The organism is Dyella sp. 01L423 (assembly GCF_056399945.1).
In genome coordinates this window covers 386,017-404,678 of record NZ_JBFTSI010000005.1, presented here as the reverse complement: position 1 = coordinate 404,678, position 18,662 = coordinate 386,017, and the positions used below count along the sequence as shown (strand labels likewise).

The window sequence follows — 18,662 nt, the reverse complement described above, 5'->3', positions numbered from 1 at the left end:
ACGCGGCCCAGCGGGCCGCCCTACGGTCGGCCGTCGCGCACAGGGTGCGCTCCCACAGGGGCTTAGCTCAAACTGCGTGTGAAATCACGGTGGCGTCATTCGCCGCCGGCGCGCGATTCACCGGGTACCCAGCCTCATCCCACGCATCGAGCCCGCCCAGCAACGGGCGCACCCGTTTATACCCGCGCGACATCAAGGCCTTGGCCACCAGCGCGGCCGAAGCCTCGTTCGGACACGTACAGTAGATCACCAGTTCCGCATCGAGCGGCACGGCATTGACGATGATGTCGACGCTGTTCACATCGGCCAGCAGGGCGCCGGGGATGATGCGCGAATCGAGCATGCGCGCCGCTTCCGAACGCACGTCCACAATGGCCGGATTGCCGCCTTTGTTGAGTTGGTCGTTGAGTTCCTGCACGGTGATGCGCGCCATGCGCAAGGCGCGGATCAGGCGGTGGCGCTGCCACCATTTCATGATGATGTAGAGCACCAGCAGGCTGCCGATCAGCATCAGCGCCACGCTGCCTGCATTGGCCAGGGTGACCAGCAGCTCATCGATCTGGGTCGAGAACACATAGCCCAGGCTCACCGCCACACCCACCCAGAGCAGCGACCCCAGGCCATCGAAGAACACGAACGGTGCCGTCCGCAGACCCATCGCACCGACCAGCGGCGGGGCCACGGTGGAGAGGCCCGGCACGAACTTGGCGAGCAGCAGCACACCGCCGCGCCAGCGCTGGAAACGCAGCTCCGATTGCTTTACGCAGGAGTCGGGCGACAGCGAGATCCGGCAGAGCGTGCGCATCACGCCGCCGCCGAAATAGCGGCCAGCCGCGTACCAGGCGTAGTCGGCCAGCAGGCAGGCCAGCACCGCCACGGCGACCACGCCGGCCAGCGGCAGGCGCTCGGTCGATGCCAAAGCGCCGGCCACGATCATGGTCGGCACGGCCGGCAACGGCACGCCCGCCTGCTCGATGAGCACGTTGACGAATACCAGCAGCAGCCCGTACTGGGCGATGAGCTCGATGATGTGGTGGGCCATGACTAACCTCGACCGATGACATCTTGCGGCCCCTCCATCATTGGGGCCGGCGCTCGTAAAAACAATCGATTTTTCAGCTGACCGGGCTGACCCGAGCGCAACCTCAGTAGCCGACGACCTCGCCATCCTTGCGCATTTCGGTGGCGCCCCAGTACACCCGCTGCTTGGCGTCGAACAGGATGGCCTCGTAGCCACCGAAATTGCCCGTGCCCGGTTCGATGGTGTAGCCGCGTCGCGTCAATTCGGCCTTCACATTGGCATCGAAACCCGATTCCATCTCGACCTTGCCGATGCCCTGCGAAGGCTCGCCGGTGGGCTCGGCGTTGCCGTAATGGCGCCAGCGCGCGGCATCGCCGGCGTCCTGCACGTTCATGCCGAAGTCGATGATATTGGTCAGCACCTGCACGTGCGCCTGGGGCTGCATATCGCCGCCCATCACGCCGAACGCCAGCCACGGCTCGCCATCTTTCATGGCAAAGCCGGGGATGATGGTGTGGAACGGCCGCTTGCCCGCGGCGTACACGTTGGCGGCTTTGGGCTTGAGCGAATACAGCTCGCCGCGATCCTGGAACATGAAGCCCAGCCCGTCGGCCACCAGGCCCGAGCCCATGCCGCGATAATTGGACTGGATGATCGACACCATCATGCCGTCCTTGTCCGCGGTGGTGAAATAGGTGGTGTCGCCGTTGAACAGGCGCGGATCGCCGGGACCGATCGACGGGTTCGCGTGATCGAGATGGATCTCCTTGCGCCGCTGCTCGCCATAGGCTTCGGATATCAGACCCTTCATCGGCACCTTGACGAAGTTCGGATCGGCGTAGAACTTGGCGAGATCTTCATAGGCCAGGCGCTTGGCTTCCAGCATCGCGGTGATGGCATCGGCGCTGCCCACGCCCATCTTGCGCAGGTCGAAACCCTTGAGGATCTGCAGCATTTCCAGCGCCGCGAAACCCTGTCCGTTCGGCGGCAGTTCGTAGACGTCGACACCACGATAGTTCACCGACTGCGGCGTCACCCACTCGCCGTGGTAGCTCGCAAAATCGTCGTAACGCAGGTCGCCGCCTATGCGCTTGAAATAGGCGTCCATGGTGTGGGCAATGGCGCCCTTGTAGAACGCGTCGCGGCCGCCTTCGGCAATCATGCTAAGCGTGCGCGCGAGATCGGGATTGCGAAACACTTCGCCTTCGGCGGGTGTGTGCCCATCGATCAGATACGTGTGGCGTGCGTTGTCCAGTTCCTCGATCAAACCCTTCTCGCGCTCGAATGCGGCGAAGTTGCCCTTCCAGTACTTGGCCACCAGCTGGGTGATCGGAAAACCATCCTTCGCATAGGCGATGGTGGGCGCCAGATCGTCGGCGATGGGCAGCTTGCCGAACTTCTCGTGCAGCGCGAACCACGCATCCACCGTGCCCGGCACCGTGATCGGCAGCGAACCCACCGAAGGAATGTGATCCTTCACCGGCATGCCGGCCTTGGCATACGCCGCCTTCACCTCAGCCTGCATCTTGGCCAGGTCGCGCCCTTTCGCCGACGGGCCGGAGCCGTTGTAGCCGTAGAGCTTGCGCGTTTTCGGATCCCACACGATCACGAAGCAGTCGCCGCCGATGCCATTGAGCACCGGCTCCATCAAGCCCAGCGCGGCATTGGCAGCAATCGCCGCATCCACCGCGCTGCCGCCCTTCTTGAGGATGTCGATGGCGACCTGCGAGGCGAGCGGCTGCTCGGTCGCGGCCATGCCGTGCTGCGCGATCACCGGCGAACGCGAGGCCCAGGTGTTGCCCGAGTAGCGGTCGCCGCGACTGATGTCGTCGGCCGCGGCGTGACCCACGTAAAAGCTCGTGATCGCGGCCAGGGCCGTGACAGCGTAAAGACGCGAAAAGCGGGATGGGCGTGCAGACATGGGCGGCCTCGTCGATGGACAGATCGCGCGACGGCGGCGAGCTCGCCCACCCCGTCACGTCAGCCTGACGTCATACACTGCCGGGCGATCCGATGCCAAGGAACGGCGCCGCATCTCTGAGCATTCGTGGCCGCGTTACGCGCCCCCGGCAGCAGGTGCCGCATCCAAACCTGCCCGGCCAGCCTCGATACGACGGGCGCCGAGCAGCACCAGCGGCAGCCAGACCAGGGTGAGCGCAGCTGCGCAAAGAAATACGCCATCGACACCAAGTCGGCCCAGGGCGATGCCACCGACCGCGCCACCGACGAAAGCGCCCAGGAACTGGCTGGTCGAATAGGCGCCCATGGCTGCGCCGCGCATCGAGCCGGGCGCCAATTGCGACACCAGGCTGGGCAGCGCCGCTTCCAGCAGGTTGAAGGCGGAGAAGAACACCGCTGCCGCCACGCCCAGCACCGCCACGTGATCGCCGGACAGGCCAAATCCCAGCAACCCCAACCCTGTTGCGGCGACACATACAGCTACCAGCTTCAGGCTTTGCGCGAGATCGCGCATGCGATGCAGGCAGGCGCCCATCACAAAGGCCGCGATCACCATCACCGGCAGATAAAGCTCCCAATGACGATTCACCGGCAAATGCAATCGATTGGCCAGAAGCAACGGCAAGCCCACGAAGCTGGCCGTCAACAACATGTGCAGAAAGAACACCGACCCGTTGAGCACGAGCATGCGGCCATCACGCAACATCGACAAAACGCTGGCCCAGCTGGCTGCTGCCGGCGCGGACGCCCGCTCGGGCGTGGGCACGATCAGCCACAGCAGGACGAGCGCCGCCAGGGCCAGCATGGACGTGGCCGCGAACAGGCCGGAGAGTCCGGCCACGGCTTCCAGCGGCGGGCCGAGAATCAGCGCCAGCAGAAACGCCACGCCGATGGATACGCCGATGATGCCCATGACCTTGCTGCGGTTTTCATGGCGTGTCAGGTCGGCCGCCAGGGCCGTGCCGGCACCCGCCACGGCGCCCATGCCTTGCAGGGCACGCCCGATCACGATGCCCATCAGCCCGTGCGACATGACCGCCACCAGGCCGCCGCCGGCAAAGACCAGCAAGCCCAGGGTGATCGCCGGCTTGCGGCCAATGCGGTCCGACAGCAGGCCCAACGGTATCTGCAGCAGAACCTGCCCCAGTCCATACACGCCCAGCGCCAGCCCGATCAGCCACGGCGTGGCATCCGGCATCTGCTGCGCATAGAGCGAAAACACCGGCATGATCACGAACAGGCCAAACAAGCGCAGGCTGATCACGCAGGCCAGGGTCAGCGCGCTGCGTCGTTCAAGTGGGGAGAGTTTGCTCACCGGGGCTTCTTAAAAGGGTCGCATGAGTCACCGATTATACGTTTGACCCCAAAAAACCAACCGTGGTGCCGTGTCGCGGCGGTTTCTTGCGCCCAACTCTCTCTATAATCCCGTGATACGACGCTACGATTGCCTCATGACCACGACCCAAGCCGACACCCGCCGCTCTGCCGACTTTGCCGCCGTTCGCGGGCTCGCCGCTGCAGACATGCACCGGGTCGACTCCCTGATCCGCCAGCGCCTCTCGTCGGACGTAGTGCTGATCAACCAGATCGCCGACCACATCATTGCCGGTGGCGGCAAGCGCCTGCGCCCGATGCTGCACGTACTGGCGGCCAACGCGGCCGGCTATCACGGCGAGCACCACATCAAGCTGGCGGCGGTGATCGAGTTCATTCATACCTCCACCCTGCTGCACGATGACGTGGTGGACGAATCGGACCTGCGCCGCGGCCGCAAGACCGCCAACGCCCTGTGGGGCAACGCAGCCAGCGTGCTGGTGGGCGACTTTCTGTATTCGCGCTCGTTCCAGATGATGGTCGAGCTCGATGACATGCGCATCATGCGCATCCTGGCCGACACCACCAACACCATCGCCGAGGGCGAGGTGCTGCAGCTGCTCAACATCGGCAATGCCGACGTCAATGAGGCGGCCTATCTGGATGTGATCGAACGCAAGACCGCCGTACTGTTCGCCGCCGCCACCGAACTCGGCGGCCTGCTGGGCGGCCTGCCGGTGGAACAGTGCACCGCCCTGCGCCGCTACGGCATGCAGCTGGGCTACGCCTTCCAGATCGCCGACGACCTGCTCGACTACACCTCGGATGCCGGCACGCTGGGCAAGAACATCGGTGACGATCTCGCCGAGGGCAAGCCGACGCTGCCGCTGATCTATGCGCTGCAGCGTGCGGATGCCGAACAGAAGCAGTCGCTGCGCCACGCCATCGAGCATGGCGGGCTGGATTCGCTGGACCGCATCATCGCCGCCATCCGCGATTCCGGTGCGCTCGAGCGCACCCACGAACGCGCCGTGATGCATGCCGATGCCGCACGCGATGCGCTGCGCGCGCTGCCTGATTCGCCGTGGCGCGAGGCCATGGCGACGCTGGCGGATTATTCGGTGCAGCGCAGCTTCTAAGTTCTTCGCAAGATTGAGTCGCGCACAGGGTGCGCTCCCACAGTGGTGGTGGTATCCCTGTGGGAGCGCACCCTGTGCGCGACTCGCCCCGCGATAACGTTACGGCGTGTTGCTAAACGCCCCATGCAGCCAATCGCGCATCATCCGATAGCTGCGCTGCGCCGCACGTTCGTCATAAGCGCACCCTGCGCTGTGCTGATCGGTCTCGGTGAAGCAATGCACCGCGTTGCCCAGCACCACGAACTGCCAGTCGGCCTTGCTGCCGCGCATTTCGTCCATGAACTTGTCGGCATCGGGCATGGTGCCCTTGTCGTCGGCGCCGTTCATCACCAGCACGCGTGCCTTGATGTTCTTGGCCAACGACGGGTCGTCGGTCTGCAAGCCGCCGTGGAACGACACCACTGCCGCCACGTCGGCGCCGCTGCGGGCGAGGTCAAGCACGGCGGAGCCGCCGAAGCAGAAGCCGATGGCGGCCAGCTTGCTGACGTCGATCGGCGCGGTCTTGCCCTGCGCCTTCAACTGCTCCAGCGCCAGGTCGATGCGTTTGCGCATCAGCGCGCGGTCGGTGTACAGCGGCTTGGTGGCTGCCTTGGCCTGGTCGTCGTTGGTCGGGCGGGTCTTTTCGCCGTACATGTCGGTCACCAGGATCACGTAATCCTTGCCCGCGATGCCTTCGGCCTTCTTGATCGCGCCATCGTTCACGCCATACCAGTTGGGCACCATCACCAGGCCAGGGCGCTTGGTGGCGACGGCATCGTCATACACCAGCACGCTATGGAAGGTGGTGCCGTCCTGGGTCCATTCCACCGGCTTTTCCACCATCTTCGCCTGCGCGGCGAAGGCGACTCCTGAAAGCAACAGCAAACTGCAAAGACGGGCAATGCGCATGGCGTCCACTCCTGGTTGCGGGGTTTCGAACGGTCTACAGGCCGGCGGCGTGTTCTGCGAGTCTGCGTTTGATGGGTGACAACTTGTCGATGAGGCGCACGCCCAGACCACGCGCAGCGACCAGCGGCGAGGCCTGCCACGCATAGATGCGCGCCAGCGCATCGAAGCCCAGCGCATCCATCGTGTCGGCGCTGCGGCGGCGACGCGCATAGCGGCGCAGCACGTGAGGCGCTGCGATATCGCTGCCGGCACCGCGCGCCGCGACCAGCGTGTCGCGCAGCTCAACCACATCACGCAGGCCCAGGTTCACGCCCTGCCCTGCCAAGGGATGGACCGCATGGGCGGCATCGCCGAGCAGCACGAAGCGCTCGGCCTGATAGGTTTCGGCCAGCTGCAGGCGCAATGGGAAGGCCGCACGCGCCGTGGCGCCGATGATGCGGCCAAGCCGGAAGTCGCTCGCCATGCCAAGCTCATCGAAGAACGCCTGATCATCGAGCGCAAGCACGCGCTGCGCCTCTTCTTCCGGCAACGACCACACGATGGAGCTGCGACCGTCCGCCAGCGGCAGCAAGGCCAGCGGCCCAGTGTCGAGGAAGCGTTGCCACGCCGTACCTTCGTGCGCGCGCTCGGTCGAGACATGCGCCACGACGCCACGCTGCGCATAGTCGCGCCCATGGGTTTCGATCCCGGCCATCGCGCGCAAGGGCGACGCAGCCCCATCGGCGGCGACCAGCAGGCGTGCGGAGATCGTCTCCGCTTCCGCACCGTGCAGGGTCAGCTGTACGCGATCTTCGAGCACCTCGTAGCCACTGACCTGCGCAGGACACAGGGGACGCACGCCGGCGGATTCCAGCGCCTGCCAAAGCTGCCACTGCACGAGATTGTTTTCTACGATGTAGCCGAGCAGGTCGCGGTCTTGTTGCGCGGCATCGAAGTGGATGGCCGCACCGCTCGCGGCATCCCACACATGCATCTGCGCATAAGGGCTGGAGCGCGAGCTGCGAATGGACGTCCACACGCCAAGATCGTCGAGCAAGGCAATCGACGATGGCGCCAGGCCCACCACGCGCAGGTCCACCTCGTCATGCACCGACCACGGCGCCGGTGCGCGCGCTTCGAGCAGTGCGGTGGCAAAACCGGCACGTGCCAGCGCCAGTGCCGTCGCCGCGCCCACCATGCCGCCGCCCACCACGGCCACGTCCAGCGCAGGACCGCGACGACGCGATTCGCTGCGGGCCATCGGGGTCACGCTCATGGCAGTCGCTCCAGTACCGCCTTGGGTGGCTCGCCGCGAAAACCCATGCCGCGTCGCGCCAGCAGGCGCTGCAACGGCGGCAGGCGATCGAACGCGAGCATGGCGATGGATCGCAGCGGCGCCAGCAAGGGTTGTGGCAGGCAGGCCAGTTGCACCAGTCCATGGCTCATCGTCATGGTGCCGTCGCGATCAGGCGCGCGGCGGGCCGCGTAGTTCGCCAACAAATCTTCGGAACCTGGATCGGGCGCATCGGTCAGCATTTCAGCCAGCGTCAACGCATCGCGCAAGCCGAGGTTGAAGCCTTGCGCGCCAATCGGATGCACCGTTTGCGCGGCATTGCCAACCAGCACGGCTCGCGTGGATACCAGCGAACGCGCCGCCACCCGCTGGATCGCATAAGGGTGACGCTTGCCCGGACGGCTCAGCCGCCCCAGCCGCCAACCGAAACGCTCCTGCGCCAGCGCGATAAAGGCCTCGTCGTCCATGGCCTCGACGGTCTTGGCTTCGGCCTGCGACACGGTAAGCACGAGTCCGCAGCGACGATTGGCGAGCGGCAGCAGGGCAATCGGCCCTTGGTCGGCAAAGCGTTCGTAGGCGCGGTGCGCGTGGTCGCGCTCCGGCGTCACCGTGCAGACAAACAAAGTCTGGCGGTAATCATGGCGTTCGGCTTCGATGCCCAGCCGGTCGCGCACAAACGAAGCGGTGCCATCGGCACCGACCAGCAGCGGTGTTTCGATATCGACGACCGTATCCTGCGTCCGGATGCGTGCACGCCAACCGTCAGCCACCGGCTCCAGCGATTCCACCCGCGCGGGCGCCAGGCGGCGCAGGCGCGTGCATTCGTCCAGCCGTCGCAGCAGCGCCGCGCCCAGTTCGCGCGCAGGCAACGTCCAGCCCAGCGCATCCACGCCCTGCCGTGCCGCATCCATCTGCACGCTGCCGAACTCGCCGGCCCGCGTGACGTGGATGTGATGGATCGGCGTGGCCTGGGCCGCCGCGTGCTTCCACACGCCAATGGCGGTAAGCCCGTTGACGGTGGCGCGCGCCAGGGCGAGGTTGCGTTCGTCGTAGCTGGGCTGATCGCCGATGCGCGGCGCGGCGGCTTCGACCATCACCGCATCGATGCCGGCCGCGTCCAGGGCGATGGCCAGGCTGGCGCCGACCAGCCCGCCGCCGACGATGAGCACCGGCCGCGGGGTGGCAGCCTGGGAGGATGAGTTCGTCATGGCGCCGCATGATACGCGCCGGGGATGCTCTGAACTATGACGTGGGCAAGGCATGGCGCAAGAGCATGGCCAGACCCCGGGCGTGGCTCTGCCCAATTGCGATAGACTTGCCGCTTGCATTCGACGCGACCTTTTTGGAGCAGCTCATGGCTAAGACGCAGACCCAGCGCCTAGGCATCTTCCTGGCCTTGGCCGTGGTGATGGCCGCGACCCGTATTCACCTTTCGCTGTTCCATCACGATGTGTGGGATGCCTCGTGGGGCATCTTCTTCCTGGCCGGCTTCTGGCTGCGCGGCTCGGTGCGCTGGGCGCTGCCGCTGCTCTTGGCCGAGGCCGTGCTGGTCGACTACCTGGTCATCAGCAACCAGGGCATCAGTTTCTGGGATCACTACTGCGTCTCGGCGGCTTACTGGTTCCTGGTCCCGGCATACGCCAGCCTGTGGCTGGGCGGCAGCTGGCTGGCCGGCCAGAAGCTGGGCCTCAACGCGCGCAGCCTCGGCTTTACCGTGGCCGCCCTGCTGGTCAGCTGGCTCGCCTGCTACGTCATCTCCAACGGCAGCTACTACTGGCTGAGCAGCACCGTGCCGCAGCCGCGCAGCATCGCCGCATGGTTCGAGAACATGGTCGACTGGTACGGCTTCTTCCTCGAGACCACGGTGCTCTATGTGGCACTCGGTCTGGTCGTGCACGGCCTGGTGGTGCAGCTGTCGCGCACGCTCGGTCACGCCGATTCGTCCAAGCTGTCGCACTGAGTCCATAGGCAGCCGCGATGGGTAACCGTCTTTCGAAGATCTATACGCGCACGGGCGACGATGGCAGCACCGGCCTGGGCGACGGATCTCGCGTCGCCAAGGATTCGCTGCGCGTCGGCGCCTACGGCACGGTCGATGAGCTCAACAGCACGATCGGCATGGTGCTGGCGTCCGATGGCGTGGACGACGATGTGCGCGAAACGCTGACCCAGGTACAGCACGACTTGTTCGACCTGGGCGGCGAGCTGTGCATCCCGGGCATGGCGATGGTCCATGACGCCGATATCGAGAGCCTCGAACAGGTGCTCGACCGCTTCAACGATCCGCTGCCGCCGCTGAAGGATTTCATCCTGCCCGGCGGCGGCATGGCGGCGTCCTGCTGCCATCTCGCACGCACGGTGTGCCGTCGCGCCGAGCGCGAGGTGATTGCGCTGGGTCGCGTGGAAGAGGTCCGCCCGCAAGCGCAGCGCTATCTCAATCGCCTGTCCGACCTGCTATTTGTGCTCTCGCGCGTACTGGCCCGCGCCAGCGGCCATGGCGAAGTGCTGTGGCAACACGAGCGCCGCCGCAAGCCCCAGGCGTGACCATCGATGCTGCGGCTCTACACCCACGCCAGCTGCCTGCAGCACGACCCCGGCCCGGCCCAGCCTGAATCGCCCTCGCGCCTGCGCTCGGTGCTGCAGGCGCTGGATCAGGACCGCTTTGCGGCGCTCGATCGGGTGGAAGCGCCGCGCGCCACGCGCGAGCAGTTGCTGCGGGTGCACACGCCGGAGCATGTCGAGCGCATTCTTTCGATCACACCCGAGGAAGGCACGGTCCGTCTCGACGAAGACACTCTGATGTCTCCTGGTTCGGCCGAAGCCGCCCTGCGCGCCGCCGGCGCGGTGGTTGCGGCTGTAGACGCGGTGCTGGGATCAGAGGGCGGCATGGCTTTTTGCGCGGTGCGCCCGCCAGGCCACCACGCCACGCCCGATCGCGCGATGGGTTTCTGCCTGTTCAACAACGTGGCCGTCGGCGCCGCCCATGCAGTCGCCGCGCACGGGCTCAAGCGCGTCGCCATCGCCGACTTCGACGTGCATCACGGCAACGGTACGCAGGAAATCTTCGCCCGCGAGCCGCGCGTGATGTTCATCTCCAGTCATCAGATGCCGCTCTATCCGGAAACCGGCAGCGCGGACGAACACGGCGTGGGCAACATCGTCAACGCACCGCTTTCTCCCGGCGATGGCTCCTATGAATTCCGCGAGCTGTGGGAGGGCGTGCTGATTCCCAAGCTGCACGCGTTCAAGCCGCAGCTGTTGCTGGTGTCGGCGGGTTTCGACGCCCATCGCAACGACCCGCTGGCCGACCTGCGCCTTGGCAGCGAGGACTACGCCTGGATCACCCAGCGCCTGGTCGACGTGGCCCGTGCGCATGCGCAAGGACGCGTGGTGTCGACCCTGGAGGGCGGCTACAACCTGCTCGCCCTGTCCACCAGCGTGGCCGCCCACGTGGGCGAATTGCTCGACGCCTGAGCTCCGGCAATCAAGCGCAGGACGGGCTGAAATCCAGCGCCACCGAATTGATGCAATAGCGCAGGCCGGTCGGCTTGGGTCCGTCCGGAAAGACGTGCCCCAGATGCGATTCGCAGGCGGCACAGCGCACCTCGGTGCGGCGCATGCCGTGCTTGTCGTCCTGCACCAGGGTGATGGCCTTGCGCACCAGCGGCTGGAAAAAACTGGGCCAGCCGGAGCCCGAATCGTATTTGGCCTCCGACGCGAACAAGGGCGCCTGGCAGGCGACGCAGACGTAGGTGCCTGCGCCCTTGTGCCGGTACCACTTGCCGCTGAACGGCGGCTCGGTGGCGGAGCATCGGCACACCGCATATTGCTGCGGCGTCAACTCGGCCCGCCATTGGTCGTCACTCTTGCCCGTTTTCTGCTCGCTCATGCTGAATCCTTCTCCCGGCGTGCGCTATCCAACTGCCGTCCACGAGGCCTTTCTGCTAGTTTTACGAGCCTCACAGCCGACAGACTGCCATCGTGACGCCCAAGCTGCCTCCGCGCCACCTGCCCCCTCGCCGCCTGCTGGCGGTCGCCGCTGCCCTTGCCTTGTTCGGTGGCCCGGTCGAGGCCCAGTCGGCAGCCGAAGCGCAACCCGCACCCAGCCAGCCCAGCGCGCCCACCACGCCGAGCGTGGCGCCGCCGGCGGCGTCGAACTGCCCGCTGGGAGCGTTCCGCTGCCCGACGCGTCCGCTGAACTACAACATGTGTCGCCCGAACGCGATGCTGTCGTTCTACGACCCGACCATGAGCAAGGACAGCTCGGTCCGCGAGACATCCAATACCTATGTCGCCGCCCAGCGCGTGGACAGCTCCAACCAGAGCGTCTATCACCTGGAAGGCGACGTGAAGATGGATCGCGCCGACCAGCGCATGCAGGCCGACGTCGCCGACTACAGCGACGACACCACCGACTACGACGCGCGCGGCAACGTGCGCTATCAGGAAGTCGGCCAGCTGGTTTCGTCCGACCATATGCGCGGCAACCAGGATGCGAGCACGTCGATCGCGGACAACGTCAGCTACCAGATGCTGACCAATCGCGGCAACGGCGTGGCCACCCAGGGCCAGATGCTGGATGACCAGCGCAGCCGGTATTTCAACGCCACCTATTCCACCTGCGATGTGGGCAACCACGTGTGGGAACTCCATGCGAAAGACATCCGCATGGACAAGGAAACCGGTGAAGGCGTGGCGCATGACGCCACCATGTACTTGTACAACGTGCCGTTCTTCTGGCTGCCCACCTTCACCTTTCCGATCAACGACGACCGCAAGTCCGGCTTCCTGACCCCGACCATCGGCAACTCCAGCCGCTCGGGTTTCATGGTGAGCGCGCCGTACTACCTAAACCTGGCGCCGAACTATGACGCCACGCTTGACCCGCGCATCTATACGGATCGTGGCGTGATGCTGGCAAGCGAGTTTCGCTATCTCGTACCGGGCAGCCAGGGCCAGGTGAACGTCGAGTTCCTGCCGCACGACAACGGCGCGAACGATCCCGATAGCACCGAGAACACCAAGGGCACCGACCGCTGGTTGCTGAAGCTTTACGACTCCACCCATCTGTACGGCCCGTGGTCGCTCAACGCGGGCATCAACCTGGCGTCGGACCGCAACTATCTGCGCGACTTCGGCAACGACTTCTACACGACCACGACCAGTCAGCTGGTTTCTTCGACGTATATCAACGGCGCAGGCAAGTGGGGCGCGGCGTTCTGGAATGCCAGCTTCGGCGCGGACTACTACCAGAACGCCGACTACTCGCTGCCGGATACGTCAGTGCAGTACAAGCGCTGGCCGCGCGCGACCTTCAACGTCGACTACCCGGTCAATCGCTGGCTGGACGTGGGCGCCAATACCGAAGCGGTCGCCTTCCGCAAGGAAGACTCCGTCGAAGGCAATCGCCTGGATCTTTATCCGTATATCCAGGCCGACTTCCGTGGCGCTGCCTGGTTCGTGAAACCCAGGGTCGCGTATCGCTACACGGGCTATGATCTCACCGGCAACACTCAGCAATACGGTTACTACACGCCGCTCGCCTCTGGCACGACGTCGCCGTTCACCAGCAACTCGCCGAGTCGTTCGCTGCCCATCGTCAGCGTGGACAGCGGCCTCGTGTTCGATCGAAGCACTTCGCTGTTTGGCACCGGCTATACGCAGACGCTCGAACCGCGCCTGTATTACCTGTATGTGCCGTATCGCAACCAGAACAACTTGCCGCTGTTCGACACCAACCTGATGTCGTTCGACACCTGGGAGCTGTTCACGCCCAACACCTTCTCCGGCGCCGACCGCCAAGAGAACGCGAACAACCTCAGCGCCATGTTGACCTCGCGCTTGCTGGACGACAACGGCGTGGAGCGCCTCTCGGCGAGCTTCGGCCAGATCCGCTATTTCACCCAGCAGCGGGTGCAGATCCCGACCACCAACAACACGGCTCCGGCACCGACCAACTGGTCCGGCTCCGACTACATCATCGACCTCAGCACCCAGCTCAGCGACGACTGGAAATTGATGTCCCAGTACCAGTGGAACCCGAATCTGAGTCTCACGGACCTGGGCGCCATTACGCTGCAAAAGCGCATCAAGACCGATGGCGTCCTCAACTTCTCCTACCGCTACCGTCGCCAGCCCGGCACCGAATCACCGCTGCTGGAACAATACGACGCCTCGATTGTCTATCCCGTCTCCGATCGCTGGCGCCTGATCGGCCACTGGACCTACTCGGTACTCGACAAGAAGACCGTGGAGGCCCTGGCCGGCGTGGAGTACGACAGCTGTTGCGTGGCTCTGCGCCTGGTGGGACGCCATTACGTGAATACCTACGACTACACCACCGCGCTTGGCTCGGCCAACACGGCGATCATGTTCGAGGTGGAGTTCAAGGGTATGGGCGGTTTCACCGGCCAGTCGGAAAACGCCATCCGCAATGGTATTCTTGGTTATCAATAACTTCCCCTATCGCCCACGGCGATCGAAGGCCCCGTACTGATGAAGCAGCCTCTCGCGTTGTTCCTGCTCGCGGTCGCCACCGCGACCGCCCTGCCCGCCCATGCCCAGCTGCTGCCCCAGGCTGCAGGCCAGGGCAACCAGCCGCTCGACCGGATCGTGGCGGTGGTGGACGAGGGCGTGATCCTGCAGAGCGAGCTGAACGAGGCCGTCCGTTCGGTCCAGCAGCAGTACGCCAGCAATCCCGGCCAGTTGCCGCCGATCGACGTGTTGCGCCGCCAGGTCCTGGACCGCCTGATCCTGATGAAGCTGCAGGTGCAGCGCGCCGACGACCAGGGCATCCGCGTGTCGGACGCCGACGTCGACCAGGCCGTGAACGCCGTGGCGCAGCAGAACAAAATGACGCCGGAGCAGCTGCGCGGCGCCGTGGAAGCGGATGGCAACAGCTTTGCCGCCTTCCGCCGCCAGCTGTCCGATCAGCTCGTCGCCCAGCGCCTGCATGACAGCGTGGTGCGCGACCAGGTGAGCATTACCGACAGCGAAATCAACAACATGCTGGCCAGCCCGTCCTATAAGGCGGGTGAAGTCCACCTGGCTCACATCCAGGTGAGCCTGCCGGCCGGCGCCACCGCCGCCGACATCAAGGCAGCCCAGGACAAGGCCACCCAGGCCACGGACGCCATCAAGGGCGGCATGGATTTCCACGCTGCAGCCATCCGCTACTCCGATGCGCAGGACGCGCTCGACGGCGGCGACCTGGGCTTTCGCCGTATGGACGAAATCCCGCCGGCCTTTGCCGATGCGGTGGGCAACATGAAGGCGGGCGATGTCTCGCCGGCCATGCGCGGCCCCACCGGCTTCCACATTCTCAAGCTGATTGAACAGCGCGCTCCGAGCCGTCAGGTGGTCGAGGAATACCACGCCCGCCAGATCCTGATCCGCCCCAGCGAGCTGCTGACCGCGGAACAGGCGCACCAGAAGGCCGAGGACATCTACAACCGCCTGGTCAACAAGCATGAGGACTTCGCCAAGCTGGCGAAGGAGAACTCCAAGGACGACACCACCGCCAACAATGGCGGCGACATGGGCTGGTTCATGCAAAACGACTGGGGCTCGACCATCGCCCAGCACCTAGGCGAGCTGAAGGACAATCAGGTTTCCCCGCCGTTCCAGAGCGAAGCCGGCTGGCACATCCTGGAGCGCCTGGGCAGCCGCCAGAGCGACCGTACCGATGAGCTTTCGCGCAACCAGGCACGCCAGGCGATCGGCAACCGCAAGGCCGAGCAGGCCTATGAGGATTACCTGCGCGACATGCGTTCCAGCGCCTATGTGAACATCCTGGTGCCGGAGCTGCGTGACCCCAACGCGCCGCAGCCCCAGAAGTCGTCCTGAGGTCGCGTTGAAGACCCAGACCCTGCCCCGGCTGGCCATCACCGCAGGTGAGCCAGCGGGGATCGGTCCCGAGCTCGTCATCCGATTGGCCGCCACTCCGCTGGCGGCCAATTTCGTTGCGGTGACTGATCGCGGCCTGCTTGAACGCGCCGCGCAGCGCTGCGGGCAAACCGTCCAGCTGATCGACGACGACGGCAGCGACATCGTCGAGCGCCAGCCCGGCCAATTGCGCGTCCGCCATGTCGCGCTCGGCGCCCTCGAGGCACCGGGCGTGCCCGACCCGGCCAACGCTCAGCACGTGCTCGCCACGTTGGCCGAGGCCGCCGACGGCTGCCTGCAGGGCCGCTACGCCGCCGTCGTTACCGCGCCACTGCAAAAGGCGTCGATCAACGAGGCCGGCATACCCTTCAGTGGCCACACCGAATTTTTCGCCGAACGCGCGGGCGCGGAGGTGGTGATGATGCTCGCCAGCCCGGAGCTGCGCGTGTCCTTGGCCACGACGCATCTGCCGCTGTCCGCCGTGCCGGCCGCGATTACCCGCGACACCCTGGCGCGCGTGCTGCGCATCGTCCATGCGGAGCTTCGCGGCAAATTCGGCCTGGCCGAACCGCGCATCGCCGTGCTTGGGCTCAATCCGCATGCCGGTGAAGGCGGTCACCTCGGCCACGAGGAACTGGACACCATCATCCCCACGCTCGACGCTCTGCGCGCCGAAGGCATGCAGCTGCTCGGCCCGCTGCCCGCCGATACCGCCTTTGTGCCGGCGCTGCGCGAGCGTTACGACGCGGTGCTGGCGATGTATCACGACCAGGCGCTGCCGGTGCTCAAGAGCGAAGCGTTCGACCGCACGGTGAACCTCACGCTGGGACTGCCTTTCATCCGCACTTCCGTCGACCATGGCACGGCGCTCGATCTGGCCGGTACCGGCCGCGCGGATCCGGCCAGCCTTATTGCAGCAACAAAGATGGCGCTTGAGCTGGTGGCACGACGCCGCGACCTCGCGCAAGGACAAGCATGAACGCCCGCCCCAAGAAAAGTTTCGGCCAGCACTTTCTGCACGAGAAGCGCTATATCGAGCGCATCGTCAGCGCCATCTCGCCGCGTGCCGATGATTTTGTGGTGGAGATCGGCCCCGGTGAAGGCGCGCTCACGCTGCCGCTGCTGGCGGCGGCCGGCAAGCTCACCGCGATCGAGCTGGATACGGATCTGATCCCTGGCCTGCAGGCGCGTGCCGCCAGCGTCGGCGAGCTCAGCATCATCCATTCGGACGTGCTGAAAGTGGACTTCACCGCGCTGGCCCATCGCCACGGCGTGGAGCGCCTGCGCGTCGCCGGCAACCTGCCGTACTACATCTCCAGCCCGATCCTGTTCCATTGCGTGGAGCACGCCGCCGCGATCCAGGACATGCACTTCATGCTGCAGAAGGAAGTGGTGGATCGCATGGCCGCGGAGCCGGGCAGCAAAGTCTATGGACGTCTGTCCGTGATGTTGCAGCTGGTCTGCCGCGTCGAGCCGCTGTTCGTGGTGCCGCCGGGCGCCTTCCGGCCGCCGCCGAAGGTGGACTCGGCCGTGGTGCGACTGGTGCCGCTGGGTCCCGATCAATTGCCCGATGCCGACCCCGAGCGCATTCATGCCATCGTGAAGGCCGCTTTCGCGCAGCGCCGCAAGACGCTGAACAATGCCCTGAAGAACGTGATGGACAGCAGCGCCATCATGGCCGCCGACGTGGACCCCAAGGCCCGCGCCGAGACGCTTTCACCCCAGGACTATGTCCGTCTCGCCCGTGTTCCGCACGGTTGATACGCGGCCCGTCGCTCGATGGCCCTCGATGCCATCGAGTGGCCCGCAGCTTTACCCATGGACCCCGACAACCCGTACAATCGGGCCATGAATGAAAGATCTTCCTACACGATCGACGTGCAGGTCGAACCCCGCTTTGTCCCCGACCAATCTCGTCCCGGCGACAACCGCTACGTTTTCGCCTACACGATCACCCTGCACAACGCTGGCGATATCGCCGCGCGCCTGTTGACGCGTCACTGGGTCATCACCGACGCCAACGGCAAGGTCGAAGAAGTCACGGGTGAAGGCGTCGTAGGCGAGCAGCCGTGGATCCGTCCCGGCGACGAATACGAATACACCTCGGGCGCGGTGCTGGAGACCTCGGTGGGCATCATGCAGGGCAGCTATCAAATGCTGGCCGATGATGGGACCCACTTCGAAGCGGCGATCCCGCCGTTCACCCTGTCGATTCCACGTACCCTGCACTGATGGCTACGTACGCAATCGGTGACGTGCAGGGCTGTCATCCCGAACTTGTACGCCTGCTCGACAAGATCCGCTTCGATCCCTCGGTGGATCGCTTGTGGTTTTGCGGCGACCTGGTCAATCGCGGCGGACAGTCGCTGCAGACGCTGCGGCTGATCCATAGCCTGCGCGAGCAATCGATCGTCACACTCGGCAACCACGATCTCAGCCTGCTGGCGATCGGCCAGCGACGCCCCGAAGCGCAGTCCAAGGTGAATCCGGAACTGCGTGAGGTGTTGTTCGCCGACGACGCGCCCGTGCTGCTGGAATGGCTGCGCTCGCAGAAGCTGCTGCATCACGACGAGCAGCTCAACTGGACGATGGTGCATGCGGGCCTGGCGCCCATGTGGACGCTGCGCCAGGCCCAGCGCTCGGCGCAGGAGATCGAGCGCGAACTGGGTGGCCCGCGCCATCCGCGCCTGCTGAAGAATCTGTTCGGCAATCGCCCGGCGGCATGGAACAGCCGCCTGCAAGGCGTCGAACGCATGCGCGCGTCGATCAACACACTCACGCGCATGCGCTACTGCGACATCCAGGGCCGCATCGACTTCGAGAGCAAGGGCGTGCCCGGCACGCAGAAGCCCGGCATGTATCCGTGGTTCGAAGTGCCCGGCATGCGCCGGCGCGAGACGCGCATCGTCTGCGGCCACTGGTCGGCGCTGGGCCGTTTCGCGGGCATCGGCATCCATGCGATCGATACGGGTTGCGTGTGGGGTGGACAGCTCACGGCGCTGCGCCTGGACACGGAAGAACCGCAATACATCACCGTCAATGCCGAGCCTTTTCGAAAGAAGGTTCCCGACGGGGATTGAGCCTTGTGGGAGCGCACCCTGTGCGCGACTGCGGCGTCATGGTATTCATCGCTCCGTTGGCTGTCGCGCACAGGGTGCGCTCCCACAGAGAAGCAAAAAAATTC

17 protein-coding genes are annotated in these 18,662 nt (G+C 65.4%); 10 read left to right on the top strand and 7 right to left on the bottom strand.

All coding sequences use genetic code 11. The features are described from left to right. Positions 1-67 precede the first annotated feature (67 nt). From AC1DMY_RS15985 to AC1DMY_RS15975, 3 genes are all read right to left on the bottom strand, one after another. The gene (locus AC1DMY_RS15985; protein ID WP_477165903.1) at positions 68-1,042 is read right to left on the bottom strand and encodes a DedA family protein/thiosulfate sulfurtransferase GlpE; all 975 of its coding nucleotides are present in this window, start codon (positions 1,040-1,042) and stop codon (positions 68-70) included. 103 nt (positions 1,043-1,145) lie between these two features. Further along, the gene (ggt, locus tag AC1DMY_RS15980) at positions 1,146-2,942 is read right to left on the bottom strand and encodes a gamma-glutamyltransferase (protein WP_477165902.1); all 1,797 of its coding nucleotides are present in this window, start codon (positions 2,940-2,942) and stop codon (positions 1,146-1,148) included. 135 nt (positions 2,943-3,077) lie between these two features. Next, entirely contained in the window at positions 3,078-4,295 is a 1,218-nt protein-coding gene (locus AC1DMY_RS15975; RefSeq protein ID WP_477165901.1) for an MFS transporter, read from the bottom strand. 136 nt (positions 4,296-4,431) lie between these two features. Here AC1DMY_RS15975 and AC1DMY_RS15970 point away from each other — a divergent pair, with 136 nt between their 5' ends. Next, entirely contained in the window at positions 4,432-5,433 is a 1,002-nt protein-coding gene (locus AC1DMY_RS15970; RefSeq protein ID WP_477165900.1) for a polyprenyl synthetase family protein, read from the top strand. Between the two features lie 99 nt (positions 5,434-5,532). Here AC1DMY_RS15970 and AC1DMY_RS15965 read toward each other — a convergent pair whose 3' ends face one another. The 3 genes from AC1DMY_RS15965 to ubiH are packed head-to-tail and all read right to left on the bottom strand — an operon-like array spanning position 5,533 to position 8,802. Beyond that, positions 5,533-6,321 carry a dienelactone hydrolase family protein gene (locus AC1DMY_RS15965; protein WP_477165899.1) on the bottom strand — a complete coding sequence of 263 codons (789 nt, stop codon included), beginning with the start codon at positions 6,319-6,321 and terminating at the stop codon, positions 5,533-5,535. 34 nt (positions 6,322-6,355) lie between these two features. Next, positions 6,356-7,576: a UbiH/UbiF/VisC/COQ6 family ubiquinone biosynthesis hydroxylase gene (locus AC1DMY_RS15960; RefSeq protein WP_477165898.1), complete on the bottom strand. Its 1,221-nt coding sequence runs from the start codon at positions 7,574-7,576 to the stop codon at positions 6,356-6,358. Further along, positions 7,573-8,802, bottom strand: coding sequence for a 2-octaprenyl-6-methoxyphenyl hydroxylase (gene ubiH / locus AC1DMY_RS15955; protein ID WP_477165897.1), 1,230 nt, complete (start codon positions 8,800-8,802; stop codon positions 7,573-7,575). Before ubiH ends, AC1DMY_RS15960 begins: the two co-directional genes overlap by 4 nt. A 146-nt stretch (positions 8,803-8,948) precedes the next feature. Between ubiH and AC1DMY_RS15950 the strand changes: the two genes are divergently transcribed. From AC1DMY_RS15950 to AC1DMY_RS15940, 3 genes are read left to right on the top strand one after another with little or no spacing between them, the layout of a single operon-like run. Then, complete coding sequence (locus AC1DMY_RS15950; RefSeq protein ID WP_477165896.1) at positions 8,949-9,554, top strand: hypothetical protein; 606 nt, start codon at positions 8,949-8,951, stop codon at positions 9,552-9,554. 17 nt (positions 9,555-9,571) lie between these two features. After that, positions 9,572-10,138: a cob(I)yrinic acid a,c-diamide adenosyltransferase gene (locus AC1DMY_RS15945; RefSeq protein WP_477165895.1), complete on the top strand. Its 567-nt coding sequence runs from the start codon at positions 9,572-9,574 to the stop codon at positions 10,136-10,138. 6 nt (positions 10,139-10,144) lie between these two features. Next, positions 10,145-11,068, top strand: coding sequence for a histone deacetylase family protein (locus AC1DMY_RS15940; RefSeq protein WP_477165894.1), 924 nt, complete (start codon positions 10,145-10,147; stop codon positions 11,066-11,068). A gap of 10 nt (positions 11,069-11,078) precedes the next feature. Here AC1DMY_RS15940 and msrB read toward each other — a convergent pair whose 3' ends face one another. Continuing rightward, a complete protein-coding gene (gene msrB / locus AC1DMY_RS15935) occupies positions 11,079-11,483 on the bottom strand; it encodes a peptide-methionine (R)-S-oxide reductase MsrB (RefSeq protein WP_477165893.1) in 405 nt (134 codons plus the stop codon). Positions 11,484-11,575: 92 nt separating this feature from the next. Between msrB and AC1DMY_RS15930 the strand changes: the two genes are divergently transcribed. The 6 genes from AC1DMY_RS15930 to AC1DMY_RS15905 all read left to right on the top strand — a co-directional run bounded on the left by AC1DMY_RS15930 (position 11,576) and on the right by AC1DMY_RS15905 (position 18,558). Continuing rightward, a complete protein-coding gene (locus AC1DMY_RS15930) occupies positions 11,576-14,050 on the top strand; it encodes an LPS-assembly protein LptD (protein WP_477165892.1) in 2,475 nt (824 codons plus the stop codon). A 39-nt stretch (positions 14,051-14,089) separates the two neighbouring features. Then, positions 14,090-15,439: a peptidylprolyl isomerase gene (locus tag AC1DMY_RS15925; protein WP_477165891.1), complete on the top strand. Its 1,350-nt coding sequence runs from the start codon at positions 14,090-14,092 to the stop codon at positions 15,437-15,439. 7 nt (positions 15,440-15,446) lie between these two features. Next, on the top strand, positions 15,447-16,457 hold the full coding sequence (gene pdxA, locus AC1DMY_RS15920; RefSeq protein ID WP_477165890.1) for a 4-hydroxythreonine-4-phosphate dehydrogenase PdxA: 1,011 nt from the start codon (positions 15,447-15,449) through the stop codon (positions 16,455-16,457). Continuing rightward, positions 16,454-17,239, top strand: coding sequence for a 16S rRNA (adenine(1518)-N(6)/adenine(1519)-N(6))-dimethyltransferase RsmA (rsmA, locus tag AC1DMY_RS15915; RefSeq protein WP_441604397.1), 786 nt, complete (start codon positions 16,454-16,456; stop codon positions 17,237-17,239). Before pdxA ends, rsmA begins: the two co-directional genes overlap by 4 nt. Before the next feature lie 87 nt (positions 17,240-17,326). Beyond that, the gene (apaG, locus tag AC1DMY_RS15910; protein WP_046972288.1) at positions 17,327-17,710 is read left to right on the top strand and encodes a Co2+/Mg2+ efflux protein ApaG; all 384 of its coding nucleotides are present in this window, start codon (positions 17,327-17,329) and stop codon (positions 17,708-17,710) included. Further along, the gene (locus AC1DMY_RS15905; RefSeq protein WP_477165889.1) at positions 17,710-18,558 is read left to right on the top strand and encodes a symmetrical bis(5'-nucleosyl)-tetraphosphatase; all 849 of its coding nucleotides are present in this window, start codon (positions 17,710-17,712) and stop codon (positions 18,556-18,558) included. The genes apaG and AC1DMY_RS15905 overlap by 1 nt, the downstream gene beginning before the upstream one ends. The last annotated feature ends 104 nt before the right edge of the window (positions 18,559-18,662 follow it).